The sequence below is a fragment of the Streptomyces sp. NPDC088762 genome (assembly GCF_044750905.1).
GTDB lineage: Bacteria > Actinomycetota > Actinomycetes > Streptomycetales > Streptomycetaceae > Streptomyces.
The window spans coordinates 1-13,660 of record NZ_JBIVKT010000008.1 but is presented as its reverse complement, the minus strand read 5'-3'; the positions used below and the strand labels follow the sequence as shown (position 1 = coordinate 13,660).

15 protein-coding genes are annotated in these 13,660 nt (G+C 72.5%); 7 read left to right on the top strand and 8 right to left on the bottom strand.

Annotation, left to right across the window (positions count from 1 at the left end; genetic code table 11):
- Positions 1-14: 14 nt before the first annotated feature.
- From ACIP5M_RS19445 to ACIP5M_RS19435, 3 genes are all read right to left on the bottom strand, one after another.
- Positions 15-1,085 (bottom strand): SigB/SigF/SigG family RNA polymerase sigma factor, encoded by a 1,071-nt coding sequence (locus ACIP5M_RS19445; RefSeq protein WP_401198588.1) that lies wholly within the window; start codon positions 1,083-1,085, stop codon positions 15-17.
- Positions 1,082-1,495, bottom strand: coding sequence for an anti-sigma regulatory factor (locus tag ACIP5M_RS19440; RefSeq protein WP_215015185.1), 414 nt, complete (start codon positions 1,493-1,495; stop codon positions 1,082-1,084). Before ACIP5M_RS19440 ends, ACIP5M_RS19445 begins: the two co-directional genes overlap by 4 nt.
- A gap of 208 nt (positions 1,496-1,703) precedes the next feature.
- Positions 1,704-1,964, bottom strand: a complete 261-nt coding sequence (locus ACIP5M_RS19435; protein ID WP_401198586.1) for a UBP-type zinc finger domain-containing protein — start codon at positions 1,962-1,964, stop codon at positions 1,704-1,706.
- 65 nt (positions 1,965-2,029) lie between these two features.
- On the opposite strand from ACIP5M_RS19435, the gene ACIP5M_RS19430 reads away from it, so the two are divergent.
- Positions 2,030-3,613, top strand: a complete 1,584-nt coding sequence (locus tag ACIP5M_RS19430; protein ID WP_401198584.1) for a Na+/H+ antiporter — start codon at positions 2,030-2,032, stop codon at positions 3,611-3,613.
- A 369-nt stretch (positions 3,614-3,982) separates the two neighbouring features.
- Here the strand turns inward: ACIP5M_RS19430 and ACIP5M_RS19425 are convergent, their stop codons facing one another.
- A complete protein-coding gene (locus ACIP5M_RS19425) occupies positions 3,983-4,891 on the bottom strand; it encodes a 1-aminocyclopropane-1-carboxylate deaminase/D-cysteine desulfhydrase (RefSeq protein WP_401198582.1) in 909 nt (302 codons plus the stop codon).
- A 100-nt stretch (positions 4,892-4,991) separates the two neighbouring features.
- Here ACIP5M_RS19425 and ACIP5M_RS19420 point away from each other — a divergent pair, with 100 nt between their 5' ends.
- Positions 4,992-5,390 (top strand): DUF4440 domain-containing protein, encoded by a 399-nt coding sequence (locus tag ACIP5M_RS19420; RefSeq protein WP_401198581.1) that lies wholly within the window; start codon positions 4,992-4,994, stop codon positions 5,388-5,390.
- A gap of 31 nt (positions 5,391-5,421) precedes the next feature.
- Here the strand turns inward: ACIP5M_RS19420 and ACIP5M_RS19415 are convergent, their stop codons facing one another.
- The 3 genes from ACIP5M_RS19415 to ACIP5M_RS19405 form a co-directional block, all read right to left on the bottom strand.
- Positions 5,422-6,012 carry an N-acetylmuramoyl-L-alanine amidase gene (locus ACIP5M_RS19415; protein WP_401198580.1) on the bottom strand — a complete coding sequence of 197 codons (591 nt, stop codon included), beginning with the start codon at positions 6,010-6,012 and terminating at the stop codon, positions 5,422-5,424.
- Between the two features lie 91 nt (positions 6,013-6,103).
- Positions 6,104-7,300: a globin domain-containing protein gene (locus ACIP5M_RS19410; RefSeq protein WP_401198578.1), complete on the bottom strand. Its 1,197-nt coding sequence runs from the start codon at positions 7,298-7,300 to the stop codon at positions 6,104-6,106.
- 172 nt (positions 7,301-7,472) lie between these two features.
- Positions 7,473-7,928 (bottom strand): RrF2 family transcriptional regulator, encoded by a 456-nt coding sequence (locus ACIP5M_RS19405; protein WP_401198576.1) that lies wholly within the window; start codon positions 7,926-7,928, stop codon positions 7,473-7,475.
- A 223-nt stretch (positions 7,929-8,151) separates the two neighbouring features.
- On the opposite strand from ACIP5M_RS19405, the gene ACIP5M_RS19400 reads away from it, so the two are divergent.
- From ACIP5M_RS19400 to ACIP5M_RS19385, 4 genes are all read left to right on the top strand, one after another.
- Positions 8,152-9,558, top strand: a complete 1,407-nt coding sequence (locus ACIP5M_RS19400; protein ID WP_401198574.1) for a family 2B encapsulin nanocompartment shell protein — start codon at positions 8,152-8,154, stop codon at positions 9,556-9,558.
- Positions 9,549-10,598, top strand: a complete 1,050-nt coding sequence (locus tag ACIP5M_RS19395) for a family 2 encapsulin nanocompartment cargo protein polyprenyl transferase (protein ID WP_401198572.1) — start codon at positions 9,549-9,551, stop codon at positions 10,596-10,598. Before ACIP5M_RS19400 ends, ACIP5M_RS19395 begins: the two co-directional genes overlap by 10 nt.
- Positions 10,599-10,743: 145 nt before the next feature.
- Positions 10,744-11,337 (top strand): GNAT family N-acetyltransferase, encoded by a 594-nt coding sequence (locus ACIP5M_RS19390; protein ID WP_401198570.1) that lies wholly within the window; start codon positions 10,744-10,746, stop codon positions 11,335-11,337.
- A 63-nt stretch (positions 11,338-11,400) separates the two neighbouring features.
- Positions 11,401-11,607 carry a hypothetical protein gene (locus ACIP5M_RS19385; protein ID WP_401198568.1) on the top strand — a complete coding sequence of 69 codons (207 nt, stop codon included), beginning with the start codon at positions 11,401-11,403 and terminating at the stop codon, positions 11,605-11,607.
- Here the strand turns inward: ACIP5M_RS19385 and snpA are convergent.
- Positions 11,604-12,263, bottom strand: coding sequence for a snapalysin (gene snpA, locus ACIP5M_RS19380; RefSeq protein ID WP_401198566.1), 660 nt, complete (start codon positions 12,261-12,263; stop codon positions 11,604-11,606). The genes ACIP5M_RS19385 and snpA overlap by 4 nt on opposite strands.
- Positions 12,264-12,473: 210 nt before the next feature.
- On the opposite strand from snpA, the gene ACIP5M_RS19375 reads away from it, so the two are divergent.
- Positions 12,474-13,406: a LysR family transcriptional regulator gene (locus ACIP5M_RS19375; RefSeq protein ID WP_401198565.1), complete on the top strand. Its 933-nt coding sequence runs from the start codon at positions 12,474-12,476 to the stop codon at positions 13,404-13,406.
- Positions 13,407-13,660: the final 254 nt, after the last annotated feature.

The window sequence follows — 13,660 nt, the reverse complement described above, 5'->3', positions numbered from 1 at the left end:
CCGCCCGATCCTGCCTATTCCTCCACGAGGAGCTTGTCGCGCAGCTGCGCCAGGGTGCGGGCCAGCAGCCGGGAGACGTGCATCTGCGAGATGCCGACCTCCTGCGCGATCTGCGACTGGGTCATGTTGCCGAAGAACCGAAGCAGCAGGATCCGCTTCTCCCGCGGCGGCAGCCCCTCCAGCAGCGGCTTGAGGGACTCGCGGTACTCGACGCCCTCCAGGGCCTCGTCCTCCGCGCCCAGGGTGTCCGCGACCGCCGGCGACTCGTCGTCGGTGTCGGGGACGTCCAGCGACAGCGTGCTGTAGGCGTTGGCCGATTCCAGCCCCTCCAGCACCTCCTCCTCGGAGATCCCCAGCCGCTCGGCCAGTTCGTGCACCGTGGGGGAGCGGCCGTGCTGCTGGGACAGCTCCGCCGTGGCCGTCGTCAGCGAGAGCCTCAGCTCCTGAAGGCGCCGGGGCACCCGAACCGCCCAGCCCTTGTCCCGGAAGTGGCGCTTGATCTCGCCGACCACCGTGGGCGTGGCGTACGTGGAGAACTCGACCCCGCGGTCCGGGTCGAACCGGTCCACGGACTTGATCAGGCCGATCGTCGCCACCTGCGTCAGGTCGTCGAGCGGCTCACCGCGGTTGCGGAAGCGCCGCGCCAGGTGCTCGACCAGCGGCAGGTGCATCCGTACGAGGCGATTGCGCAGCTCCGCCCGCTCCGGCGAGCCCTCGGGTAGCGCCCGCAGCTCGACGAACAGGGCCCGCGCGCCGCTGCGGTCGCGCGGATCCGGCAGTACCGCCGGCACCGGGAACAGCGGCACGACGGGGATTGCCTGGACATCGGCCACATCGGGCACCACCGGCGCCGGGGCCGTGGCACCGGCCTCGGCCGGCGGTGACGGCCGCGATGGCTGTGCTTGTTCGTGCTGGTTCTCGCTCATAGGGCCCGCCCGTCGCTCCGCCGAGTCCAAAAAGCCGTCTTCCGCATCCGCGTCAGCCGGGTGCGGCCGGGCGTGCTGCTGCTCCGGGATGCCGCCGTCGACCTCGTGCCGCACTCGGGGCCGATCCCCGCCCCGCACCGGGATCTCCCCGCCGCTCACGCCGGTCCTGGTCCCGCGCCGCGCTGTTTGTAGAGACTGATGCTCACCGTCCGGTTCTCCTCGACCGTGGCCTCGACCTTGCCGGCCAGCGCCGACAACACCGTCCACGCGAACGTATCGCGCTCCGGCGCGCGCCCGTCGGTGGTCGGCGCGGAAACCGTGACCTCCAGCGAATCCTCGATGAGACGGAAGACGCAGCTGAGGACGGAGCCGGGCACGGCCTGCTGGAGCAGGATCGCGCAGGCCTCGTCCACCGCGATGCGGAGGTCCTCGATCTCGTCGAGGGTGAAGTCCAAACGTGCGGCGAGGCCGGCCGTGGCCGTCCGCAGCACCGACAGGTAGGCACCCGCAGCGGGCAGCCGGACTTCCACGAAGTCCTGGGTCCCGGGCTCGCCTGCGATCTGGGACAACCCCTCACCTCCAAGGTGGTACGAGATCTGTTCGCCCGGTGACGCTACCGCGATCCGGGCGATCGTGTCGCGGCACCCCTCTGGGCACCCGCTTGAGGGCACCCCTTCCCACGGCCAGTGACTGATGGTAAGCCCACCGGTACACACAGTGGCTAGGGGTCGGCGGGCCCAAATCAGGGGAACCGGCGGAGGGTTGACCTACCCCGCCTCAGACGATCGAACCGTCGACAAAACACCAGCGCCAGATCTCGCCCGGCTCGAAGCTCCGCATGACCGGATGGCCCGTCGCCTGGTGGTGCGCCGTGGCGTGCCGGTAGGGCGAGGAGTCGCAGCAGGCGACGTACCCGCACCCCAGGCACATCCGCAGTTGCACGGGATGGCTGCCGAGCTCCAGACATTCGGGGCAGGTCTGGGCAGACGGGATGGGCTCGGGGCGCGGCAGTTCGGCAACGTGGGTGCACTCGCTCATGATGGCCAGCGTACGACCAGGGTGCGGGCGCGCGATGGATCGCGACGGATGAGGATGGATCATCGATGGTGGTATTGCCGCTGGTGGCACTGGTCGCGGGAAGCGCGGCCGTCGCGGGCCTGGCCCGCCGGACGCCGGTGCCCGCGCCGCTGCTGCTGGTCGCCGCCGGTCTGCTCGCCGCGTACGTCCCGGGCGTGCCCGACTACACCCTCGACCCGGACATCGTGCTGCCGCTGCTGCTCCCGCCGCTGCTGCACACAGCCGCCGTGGACAGCTCGTACCTGGACCTGCGCGCGAACCTGCGGCCCATCGCCATGCTGTCCGTCGGGTACGTGCTCTTCGCGACGCTCGCCGTGGGGTACGCGGCGCACCTGGTGGTGCCGGGCCTGTCGCTGCCGGTCGCGCTGGTGCTGGGCGCGGTGATCGCGCCGCCCGACGCGGTGGCCGCGACCGCGATCGCCCGCCGGCTCGGGCTGCCCAACCGGATGACGACCATCCTCCAGGGCGAGTCCCTGGTCAACGACGCCACCGCGATCACCGCCTACAACGTGGCGCTGGCGGCGGCGGTCGGGATGAGCGCCGGCTGGGCGGGCGGGACCGCGGAGTTCCTGGTGGCCTCGGTGGGCGGGGTCGGCGTGGGCCTGCTGCTGATGGTGCCGATCCACCAGCTGCGCAAGCGGCTGAAGGAGCCGCTGCTCCAGAACACCCTCTCGCTGCTGATCCCCTTCGTGGCGTACGCGGTGGCCGAGCGGGTGCACGCCTCGGGTGTGCTGGCGGTGGTCGTCGTCGCCCTGTACCTCGGGCACCGGAACTGGCAGGTCGACTTCGCCACCCGGCTCCAGGAGGAGGCCGTGTGGAAGGTGGTCGCCTTCGTCCTGGAGTCGGTGGTCTTCGCGCTGATCGGCCTCCAGCTGCCCGTGGTCCTGCGGGGTCTGGGGGAGTACGAGGGCATGGCCGCGGCCTGGTACGCGGCCCTGGTGTTCCTCGCGGTGGTCGTCGCCCGGTACCTGTGGGTGTTCCCGGCGACCTTCGTGCCGCGCTGGGTGTCGGAGCGGATCCGCACGCGGGAGCCGGACACCGACTGGAAGGCGCCGGTGATCGTGGGGTGGGCCGGGATGCGCGGGGTGGTCTCGCTGGCCATCGCCTTCTCGGTGCCGATGGCGGTGCCGCACCGGAACCTGATCCTCTTCCTCACCTTCACGACGGTCATCGGGACGCTGGTGGTGCAGGGGCTGACGCTGCCGCCGCTGATCCGGATGCTGAAGCTGCCGCCGCGGGACGTGCAAGCCGAGACGCTGGCGGAGGCGCAGGCGCAGAGCGAGGCCTCGCGGGCGGCGGAAGAGCGACTGGCGGAGCTGCTGGAGGAGCCGGAGAGCAGCACGCTGCCGCCGCCGCTGGCGGACCGGCTGCGGACGGTGCTGGAGCGGCGGCGCAACGCGGTGTGGGAGCGGTTGGGCGAGGTCAACCCGGTCACGGGGGAGTCGGCGGACGACATCTACCGGCGGCTGGCGCGGGAGATGATCGGCGCGGAGCGGGAGGTGTTCGTGGCGCTGCGGGACCGGAGGCGGATCGACGACGAGATGCTGCGGGGGTTGCTGCGCAGGCTGGACCTGGAGGAGGCGGCGGCCTACCGCGAGGAGCGGGGCTGACCCGCGCCGGGGCGCGTGGGGGCGGGTCCGGCGGGGCCGCCTCGTCGCGCGGTCGGGCAGTTCCGGTGGGGCCGGGCCTCGTTCCCGTGCCGGGGCTCGTGGGGGCGGTTCCGGTGGGGCCGGGCCGGGCCTCGTTGCCGTGCCGGGGCTGGTGGGGCGGTTCCGGTGGGGACGGGTGCGCGCCGGGGCACCTCCTCGGGCGCCGAACGTGGCCAGGGGGTGGGCAGTTCTGCGGGACAGTGTTCGGCGCCCTGCGGGGGCGCCCCGGCACACACCCGTCCCCACCGGAACCTGGGCGGGGCGCCCGGGGCCCCTGCCGGAACTGGGCGGGCATCGGGTGGGGAGTGGTCCTGCCGGGCGAGGAGGTGGTCAGGGGCGGCCGGTGATCACGGCGGCCAGGGTGGTGCCCTCCGGGAAGGCCCCGGAGGCGGTGAGCTCGGTCAGCGCCCACAGGAGCTTGGCCACGTAGACCCGTTCCACCGGGAGGCCGTGCCGGGATTCGAAGCCGGCCGCGAAGGAGTCCAGTTCGGCCGGGACGCGGGCGTAGCCGCCGTGGTGGAAGTCCTCGGCGAGGGTCCAGTCGCCCGCCGGGCCGCCGAAGGCCTGCTCCTGGAGGGAACGTATCTCCGCCGTCAGGAAGCCGCCCGCCAGGACCGGAACGCCCAGGGCCCGCTGGCCCGGGGCGAGCCCCGCCGCCAGGCCCGCCAGGGTGCCGCCGGTGCCGCAGGCCACCGCCGCCACGTCGGCGCATCCCCGCAGCTCGCGGCCCAGCTCCGCGCACCCCGCCAGGGCCGCGGCGTTGCTGCCTCCCTCCGGGACCACGTATGCGCCCCGCGCGCCGGCCTCCGCGAGGAGCCGGGCCTGCGTCCCGGGCTCCGCCTTGCGGCGGTAGTCGGCGCGCGTGGCGAAGTGCAGCCGCATGCCGTCCGCGGCGCACCGGGCCAGGGAGTCGTTGAGGGGCCGCCCGGCCAGCTCGTCGCCGCGCACGATCCCGACCGTCCGCAGCCCCAGCAGCCGGCCGGCCGCGGCGGTGGCCCGCAGGTGGTTCGAGTACGCGCCGCCGAAGGTGACCAGCGTGTCGTGCCCCTGCGCGAGCGCCGCCCGAAGGTTCGGCGCGAGCTTGCGCCACTTGTTCCCGGGGATCACCGGATGCACGAGGTCGTCCCGCTTCAGCAGCAGCCGTACCCCGTACCGGTCGAACCGCTCGTCGTGGATCTCCCGCAGTGGGGACGGCGGCCGGGGCTCCAGGAGCACGGCGGGGTCGGCAGGGCGGTTCACCCACCCATTGTGTGCCGCTCCGGTCCGTGCCGCCGCGCCCGGCCCCGTACTTCGGCTGATCTTGTGGTGCCGTGGCAAGGTGCGGTGTTACGTTCCCGGCATGTCCAAGGGGGAGATAGACCTGTTGACCGCCGAGTTCTTCGGCGCCTTCGACAACCGGGGCGGCAAGGCCGCCGACGTGGCGCGGATTCGGCGGCTGATGATTCCGGGGGGCGTGATTGTCGCTACCGGGCCGGAGCTGACGGTCTACACCGTGGAGGAGTTCGTCGAGCCCCGGGAGCGGCTGCTCGGCGGTGGGCGGCTGGTCGAGTTCGCCGAGTGGGAGACCTCCGAGCGGACCGAGATCGCCGGGGACATCGCGTCGCGGTTCGGCGAGTACGCGAAGTCCGGGATCCTGGACGGTGAGCCGTTCGAGGGTGCCGGGACGAAGACCATCCAGTTCGTCCGGACCCCGCAGGGGTGGAGGATCGCGGCCTTCGCCTGGTACGACCACCCCTGACCGGCCGTCAGGGGTGGGGTGGGGGCACCGGCTACTTCAGGTGTCCCGCCACGCGCTCGCGCAGCCAGTCCATCGTGAAGCCCTTGGGGTCGATCTTGCCCGGCTGCCATTCCAGGTGGCCGATCACCGAGCGCGCGGTCCAGCCGTGGACCCGGCACACCGCGGCCGCCGCGCGGGCCATGGCGTCCAGCTGGGCCGGCGGCCAGGGGTCCTTGCCGTCGCCGAGGTTCTCGCACTCGAAGCCGTAGAAGTGGCGGTTCCCGTCGGTGTCGGCCTCGTTGTCCGGCGGCAGCCGCTTCTCGGCGATCACCGCCGCCAGGACGTCGGAGTCGCCCGCCCCGGCGTGGTTCGCGCGTCCGTAGCCCACCAGGTGGACGCGGCCGTCCTTGGTGATCACCCCGTGGCAGAGGGGGCCCGGAAGGTCCTCGTCGCCCTCGCGGCAGAGGTTGACGGTGAAGGAGGTGCCGTGGCTGACGGTGTGGTGGATCATCACCCCGTGCACCGGCCCCCAGGGGCCCTTGTGGTTGCGGTTGTGCGTGCGCCAGGCGCCGACCTCGACGACGGTCAGGCCCTGGGCGCGCAGGGCGCGGATGAAGCGGTCTGCGGACATGGGTGCGGCCATGGCCGCCTCCTTTACGGTACGTGCGCGGTTCGTCACGTTCCGGTGTAGTGGAGGCGGCACTTCCGCCGCTAGGGCGTGATCCGGACAGGGATCAGACCGAAGCCAGCCACAGGTCCGGGCTGAAGACCTCGTAGTGGATGTCCGCGGCCGGTACGCCCTTGGCCAGCAGTTGTTCGCGCACCGCGCGCATGAAGGGGAGCGGCCCGCACAGGTACGCCTGCGTGCCGGGCGCGACGGAAACGTCCGTCAGGTCGATCCGGCCTTCGCCGTCGCCCGGCTCGGCTCCGGACTCGTACCAGAAGCGGGCCGAGGCGTCGGTCAGCTTGAGCGTCAGGGCCCGGTGGTCGCCGCGCAGTGGGTGGTCCGCGGGGGAGCGGTCGGCGTGCAGGACGGTGACCGGGGCGGTGTGCCCGGTGTCGGCGAGGTGCTCCAGCATCGAGAGCATCGGGGTGCAGCCGATGCCGGCCGAGGCGAGCAGGACGGGCGCCGCGGAGTCCCGCAGGACCAGGTCGCCGTACGGGGCCGAGGCGCGCAGCGTGTCGCCGACGCGGACGCGGGCGTGCAGGTGGTGGGAGACCTCTCCGTCGGGGCCCGCGGCGGCCGGGCCGTGGACCCGCTTGACGGTGATCGCGCGGACCGGGGAGCCGGGGGCGGTGGAGAGGCTGTACTGGCGGATCTGGCGGGCGCCGTCCGGGAGTTCGACCTGGACCGAGACGTACTGGCCCGGCTTGAAGGAGGGCGCGGGGGCCCCGTCGGCCGGCGCGAGGTGGAAGGTGGTGCAGTCCGAGGTCTCCTCGACCCGGCCGACGACCGTCCAGGTCCGCCAGACGTCGCCCGCGAGCACCTGCTGCTCGGCGTAGAGGCGTTCCTCGAGGGTGATGAGGGCGTTGGCCATCAGCCAGTAGACCTCGTCCCAGGCTTCGGCGACCTCGGGGGTGACGGCCTCTCCGAGGATCTCGGCGATCGCCGCGAAGAGGTGCTCGTGGACGACCGCGTACTGCTCGCGGGTCACGCCGAGCGAGGCGTGCTTGTGTGCGATGCGGCTCAGCATCACGTCGGGGCGGGTGTCCGGGCGGTCCAGGAGGTGCGTCGCGAAGGCGGCTATGGAGCCGGCGAGGGCCTGCTTCTGGAGGCCGGCGTTCTGGTTGCCCCGGTTGAAGAGGTCGCGCAGGAGCTCCGGGTGGGCCGCGAACAGCTTCTCGTAGAAGAGCTCCGTGATGTCGCCGATGGCCGCGCCGACGGCGGGCAGGGTGGTTCGTACGGTCGCGGTCGACTTCTCGGACAGCATGCGGAACTCCTCGTATGGATGGCCGGCGATTGATAACTGGTATGTGAGATGCGCATTTTCGGCGACGGGGAAGCGCACGGCGCATGGTGGTGCGGTCTTCTGTTCGAGTTCGCCGCCGGGTCCGGTCGGGCGGGCCGGAGGCTGGTGGGAACCGGCCATCCGGCCCGGGTCGTCAGGGGCCTGCGGCCGAGGCCGGTGCTCCGCCCGAGATGCCCAGGAGCAGCGGTCCCGTGGGGGCTGCCACCAGGTCGTTCACCGTCAGCGGGTCGAGGGCGGCGAAGAAGGCCTCCTGTGCCCGGCGCAGCGCGCCGCGCAGGACGCAGGCGCCCCGGAGCGGGCAGGGTGCGCTGCCCTCGCACTCCACGACATCGCCCGCGCCCTCCAGTTCGCGCACCAGCCCGCCCACCGAGGCGGCGCGCCCGGCGGAGGTCAGGGTGAGGCCGCCGCCGCGGCCTCGCCGCGCCTCGACCAGGCCGAGATGCTGCAGCTTGGCGACCACTTTGGCCGCGTGGGTGTACGGAACCTGCATCGTCGCCGCCACGTCCCGCGTGGTCGGGAGGTCTGCCTCCTCGACGGCCAGGCGCATCAGGACGCGCAGGGCCAGGTCGGTGAATCGGGTCAGGCGCATGGGCACACCGTAGAAAACTTGCATCTCACGTGCAAATTAACGTCGAGCCGGGATTCCGATGGCCGGAAGTGGTGGGTGCACGGCCCCCGTGGAGGCGGAACAGACCCCACACAGTGCCCCGCACCCGGACGGAGTAGTCCCACCCGTTTGTGTAATGGTCCCACCACGTTCCGTGGTGAAAGGCTGATCCCGCAGATCCATGGAGTGATCGAAAGGGAAAGACATGTCGGTCCAGGCAGGTTCCGAATCCGAGGCCCAGACACCGCAGCGCAGTCTGGCGACATCGGCCGCGCGGAACTTGGCAACCACGACCAAGTCCGCGCCGCAGATGCAGGAAATCACCTCGCGGTGGCTCCTGAAAATGCTCCCGTGGGTCTCCGTGCAGGGCGGCACCTACCGCGTCAACCGGCGGCTGAGCTACTCGGTCGGCAACGGCATCGTGGAATTCATCAAGACCGGGACGCAGGTCCAGGTCATCCCCGCGGAACTCGGCGAGCTCCCGCTGCTGCGCGACTACGAGGACCTCGACGTCCTCGCCGAACTCGCCCAGCGCTGCCGCCAGATCGACTTCGAGCCCGGCCAGGAGCTCACCTCATTCGGCAACGCCTCCGACCAGGTGTTCCTCCTCGCCCACGGCCGCATCGAGCAGATCGGCCCCGGCCCGTATGGCGAGGACGCCGTCCTGCGGACCGTCGCCGACGGCGCCTTCTTCGGCGAGGACTCCCTCGTCGACGAGGAGGCGATCTGGGAGTACACCGCCCGCGCCGCCACCGCGGGCACCGCACTCGTCCTGACCCGCCAGGACTTCCAGCTGCTCGCCGACCGGGTCGACTCGCTGCGCGCGCACGTCGACACCGTACGGTCCCTGCCCCCGCAGCGGACCAACAAGTACGGCGAGGCCGCCATCGAGCTCTCCGCCGGCCACCAGGGCGAGGCCGTGCTCCCCGGCACCTTCGTGGACTACGAGGCCCGCCCGCGCGAGTACGAACTCTCCATTGCACAAACGGTCCTGCGCGTCCACACCCGCGTCGCCGACCTGTACAACCAGCCGATGAACCAGACCGAGCAGCAGTTGCGGCTCACGGTCGAGGCGCTGCGCGAGCGCCAGGAGCACGAGATGCTCAACAACCACGACTTCGGCCTCCTCCACAACGCCGACTACGACCAGCGCATCCAGCCCCACGACGGCGCGCCCAGCCCCGACGACATGGACCAGCTGCTCAGCATGCGGCGCGGCTCCAAGCTCTTCCTCGCGCACCCGAAGGCGATCGCCGCCTTCGGCCGGGAGTGCAACAAGCGCGGGCTGTACCCGGAGTCGATCGACATCGACGGCCACCGGGTGCCGTCCTGGCGCGGCGTGCCGATCTTCCCGTCCAACAAGATCCCGATCAGCGACGCCCGCACCACCTCGATCCTGTGCATGCGCACCGGCGAGGACGACCAGGGCGTGATCGGCCTGCACCAGCCGGGCATCCCCGACGAGATCGAGCCGAGCCTTTCGGTCCGCTTCATGGGGATCAGCGAGCAGGCGATCATCTCCTACCTGGTCACCGCCTACTTCTCCGCCGCGGTGCTGGTGCCGGACGCGCTCGGCGTGCTGGAGAACGTGGAGATCGCCCGTTGGCGCTGAACGCCGTCGCGACCGGCGAGGGCCAAGAGGCCGCTGCCCTCCTCGAACGCACAAGAGAAACGGTCAACCCGGAACTGCGGCGGGCCGTCGAGAGCCTGCCCGGCTCCATGCGGCGCGTCGCCATGTACCACTTCGGCTGGGAACAGGCCGACGGCACCCCGGCCGCGGGCAACGCCGGGAAGGCCATCCGGCCGGCCCTCGTGCTCGCCTCGGCCCTGGCCCTTCAGGGGCAGGGCGGCGGGCAGCCCGAGGAGGCGGTACGCGCGGCCGTGGCGGTGGAGCTGGCGCACAACTTCACGCTGCTGCACGACGACGTCATCGACCGGGACGTCCGCCGGCGCGGCCGGGCCACCGCCTGGACGGTCTTCGGGATGGCAGACGCGATCATCACCGGCGACGCCATGATGGCGCTCGCGCTGGGACTGCTCGCCGAGGATCCGCACCCGGCCTCGGAGCGCGCTTCGGCCCGCCTCTCGGCCTGCGTCATCGAGCTGTGCGCCGGCCAGCAGGCGGACTGCGCCTTCGAACAGCGCCCGGACGTCTCGCTGGACGAGTGCCTGACCATGGCGACGGCCAAGACCGGGGCGCTCCTGGGGTGCGCGTGCGCCCTGGGCGCGCTGTACGCGGGGGCCGGACCGGACGAGGTCGACGCCATGGACGCCTTCGGACGGGAGGCCGGACTGGCCTTCCAGCTCATCGACGACCTGATCGGCATCTGGGGGGACCCCGCGCACACCGGCAAACCCGCCGGAGCCGATCTGATCTCCCGCAAGAAGTCCCTCCCGGTCGTGGCCGCCCTCACCTCGGGCACCACGGCGGGGCAGGAGCTGGCTGCCCTGTACGCCGGTCCCATGACCGGGGACGACGTACAGCGGGCGGCCGAGGCGGTGGACCGGGCCGGCGGGCGCGACTGGGCGCAGGCCCACGCCGCGGACCGGATGGGCCGCGCGGTGCAGCAGCTGTCACGGGCGGTTCCCGACCTCGCGGCGGCCGGCGGACTGCTGGCGCTCGCGGAGTTCGTGACGCGCCGTACGAGGTGACCTCGCCGCAGCGGGGTGCGCACGGCCCGTTCCGGCATCCACAGGGTGTCGGAACAGGCCTTTCCGCCGCCCCCGCCCCTTCGGAGCCCCGCCACAACTCTAGGATCGCCCAAGGTCGTTGGCGATGGAGCGAGAGGTGTGACCGGTGGCGCTGGAGATACGTCAGGCGGAGCAGTCGGACCGGGACGCGGTGGCCCGCCTCCTCGACGAGGCCTTCCGCACCGATCCGGTGAGCAGCTGGGTCTTCCCGGACCCGGACCACCGGGCCGCCGTGCACGGCAGATTCCTCGGCGTCTTCGTGGACGTGGCGCTCGCCGAAGGCCGGATCGACTACGCCGTGGACGGCTCGGCGGCCGCGCTGTGGCTGCGGATCCCGGCGGGCGAGCCGGAGGGCGAGGACGAGATCCCGGCGAAGATGCGGGCCGTCGCCGACCCGGACAACGAGCGGTGCGAGCTGGTCGGCCGGCTGACGGGCGCGGTCCACCCAACGGCGGAGGAGCACGAGTACCTGCTGATGATCGCGGTCGCCCCGGGGCGCCAGGGCGAGGGGCTGGGCAGTGAGCTGATGCGCCCGGTGCTGGAGCGCTGCGACCGCGAGGGCGTGCCCGCGTACCTGGAGGCGAGCAGCGAGCGCAGCATGCGGCTGTACGAGCGCCTGGGCTGGGAATTCACGGGCGATGCGGTGCGGCTGCCGGACGGGCCGCTGATGTGGCCGATGTGGCGCAAGCCGCGGGGGTAGGCGCCCACCACTCCCACGGCGGTGCCCTACGCACGCGGGCGCCGACGGGCCTACCGTGGAGGCATGGCCGGTGAACAGCACGAGCAGCAGCACCCGCACGAGACCGTCGCCCCGCAGGCCGGGCACGAGCAGCAGCTCTGCCCGGCCTGCGGGAACCCCGTCGAGACGGTGCTGAGACGTCACAAGTCCCTCGGGATCTTCGTACCGCAATGGGTTCCGGGTCCCTGCCGGAACCCGCAGTGCGAGCGGTACGTGGCGCCGGCGGACTAGCCCTTCGAGTCGAGGCCCGAGGCGACGAGGCCGTTGGCCCAGAGCTGGTCCACGCGCGCCCGCTCGGTGCTGTTCGGGGTGGCGTTCTGGCAGGAGGTGCCCGGACCGCCACCCGACATCAGCTCGCTGCACGGGCCCGAGTAGTGGTCCGGCAGCCCGAGGACGTGGCCCGTCTCGTGCGCCGTCACCCGCGTGGAGTTGTACTGCTGGTTCTGCCGGTAGTCGAGGAAGATGTAGCCCCGGCCGTGGCCGTCCGTGCTCGCGTACGAACCGCGCGAGTCGTTGCCCTCGCGGTACGAGAAGTTCCCGCCGGAGGAGACCTCCTGCAGCTTGACGTTGCTGACCGAGCTGTTCCAGATCTGCGTGGAACGGGCTATCTGGGTGCGGAAGCTCGGCGCGTTGCGGGTGTTGTAGGTGACGGTCACGGCCAGGAGGCCCGGGTTCGCGGCGCGCTGCTCGGCGACCGAGCGCGAAACGGCCTCGAAGAAGGCCTTGTTGGCTGCCTGGTTCTCCTGCGAGTTCTCGTACGCCGCGTAGCTGGCGGGCGTGCCGGCGGGAGCGGGGGCGGCGCTGGCGGTGGGGACGACGCCGCCGAGGGCGGCGGCCAGGCCGAGACCGAGCGTGGTGGCCAGAACGGCCTTACGGGAGTGGCGCATGTGCGGGAGCTCCTACTCGTCCGGTGCGGTGGGGGGTGGTGGTTCGTGACCGGAGTCTGAGGGAGCGGAAGCACCCGGCGGATGATGTCACTGGCCGATAGCGCGGTCCTATCGGGAAGATTTCGACAGTCCAACCGGGGTGAGAATGGCGGGATTCGAGGGGCTATCGGTGGCTGGTGCGGCCAGCCGGGCCCGGCCTACCCTCTGGGCATGGAGCTTGAGGTCAGGCACCTGCGCGCCCTGTGCGCCATCGCCGACGCCGGGAGCCTGCACAAGGCGGCCCGGCAACTCGGCGTGAGCCAGCCCTCCTTGACCACCCAGCTGCGCCGGATCGAACGGGCCCTGGACGGCGAGCTGTTCCTGCGCGAACGCACCGGCTGCCGGCCGACCCCCTTCGGTCGCACCGTACTGGGCCGGGCCCGCCCGCTGCTCGCCGAGATGGCCGCGCTCGTGGCGGAGGCGCGCGCACTGGCCAACGGGCCGCGGCTGAGAATCGGCTCCACGGCCAGCCGGGCCCTGCCGGGCTGGCTGCGGCGGCTGCACCGGCGGCTGCCGGACACGGAGACCTCGCTGGTGGTGGACGTCTCCGCCAACGCGCTGCTGCGGTTGGTCGATGCGGGGCAGCTCGACGTGGCCTTCGTACACGAGGTGGAGGGCAGCCCGCTGCGGGTTCCCGCCGGGCTCCAGCTGCACGTGCTGATGGAGCGGGAGCCGCAGTTCGTGTCGATGTCCCGGGACCACCCGGCCGCGGACCAGGCCGTCGTCTCCTTACGGGACCTGGCCGCCGACCGGTGGACGGTGGACCCCTCGGTCGACGGCGAGTGGGACGGCCTGCGGCGCGTCTTCGCCGGGGCCGGACTGGACCCGCCGGTCCTGCACGCCGACTACCACACGGCGACCTCGCTGATCGTCTCCGGCGAGGCGGTCGCCCCCTGCCAGCCGACCTCCGGGCCGCGGGACGACATGGCGATCCGCCCGCTGTCGGGCGATCCCCTGGCCGTACGCCTGCTGCTGGCCACTCGCCCGGGCGCCCATGCCGAGGTCTACGCGGACCTGCGCGCCGCCTACCGCGAGGCGGCCCTGGGTACGCCGCCGTACCGGGCCTGGCTGCACCGGCACGCGAGCCCGCTGCTGTCGGCCTAGCCCTCTGCCGGGCCCTCCGCCGGGCGTGCGCGGCCCTCCGCCGGGCGTGCGCGCTGGCCGTCGGTGGTCTCCCCCATGGGGGTGCCGCTGCGTCGGCCGGCCCCGGGTCGCCTCAATCGCCGGCGGGGCTGGGGGGTGTCCTCCGGGTGGGGCCGGAGTGGGGCTTGGGGCGGTGCCCCGCCGGAGTGTCTCCTCGGCTCGCGCACGAAGCCCCCGCTTCGACATGTTCAGGGTGGTTGCGCGCTCGTCCTGCG

What these genes read in the sequence shown, in the direction of transcription:
- ACIP5M_RS19405 (WP_401198576.1), bottom strand. Translation starts at nt 7,928, where the DNA reads ATGCGCCTGACCCGATTCACCGACCTGGCCCTGCGCGTCCTGATGCGC.
- ACIP5M_RS19410 (WP_401198578.1), bottom strand. Translation starts at nt 7,300, where the DNA reads ATGCTGTCCGAGAAGTCGACCGCGACCGTACGAACCACCCTGCCCGCC.
- ACIP5M_RS19375 (WP_401198565.1), top strand. Translation starts at nt 12,474, where the DNA reads ATGGAGCTTGAGGTCAGGCACCTGCGCGCCCTGTGCGCCATCGCCGAC.
- snpA (WP_401198566.1), bottom strand. Translation starts at nt 12,263, where the DNA reads ATGCGCCACTCCCGTAAGGCCGTTCTGGCCACCACGCTCGGTCTCGGC.
- ACIP5M_RS19430 (WP_401198584.1), top strand. Translation starts at nt 2,030, where the DNA reads ATGGTGGTATTGCCGCTGGTGGCACTGGTCGCGGGAAGCGCGGCCGTC.
- ACIP5M_RS19420 (WP_401198581.1), top strand. Translation starts at nt 4,992, where the DNA reads ATGTCCAAGGGGGAGATAGACCTGTTGACCGCCGAGTTCTTCGGCGCC.
- ACIP5M_RS19400 (WP_401198574.1), top strand. Translation starts at nt 8,152, where the DNA reads ATGTCGGTCCAGGCAGGTTCCGAATCCGAGGCCCAGACACCGCAGCGC.
- ACIP5M_RS19415 (WP_401198580.1), bottom strand. Translation starts at nt 6,012, where the DNA reads ATGGCCGCACCCATGTCCGCAGACCGCTTCATCCGCGCCCTGCGCGCC.
- ACIP5M_RS19385 (WP_401198568.1), top strand. Translation starts at nt 11,401, where the DNA reads ATGGCCGGTGAACAGCACGAGCAGCAGCACCCGCACGAGACCGTCGCC.
- ACIP5M_RS19435 (WP_401198586.1), bottom strand. Translation starts at nt 1,964, where the DNA reads ATGAGCGAGTGCACCCACGTTGCCGAACTGCCGCGCCCCGAGCCCATC.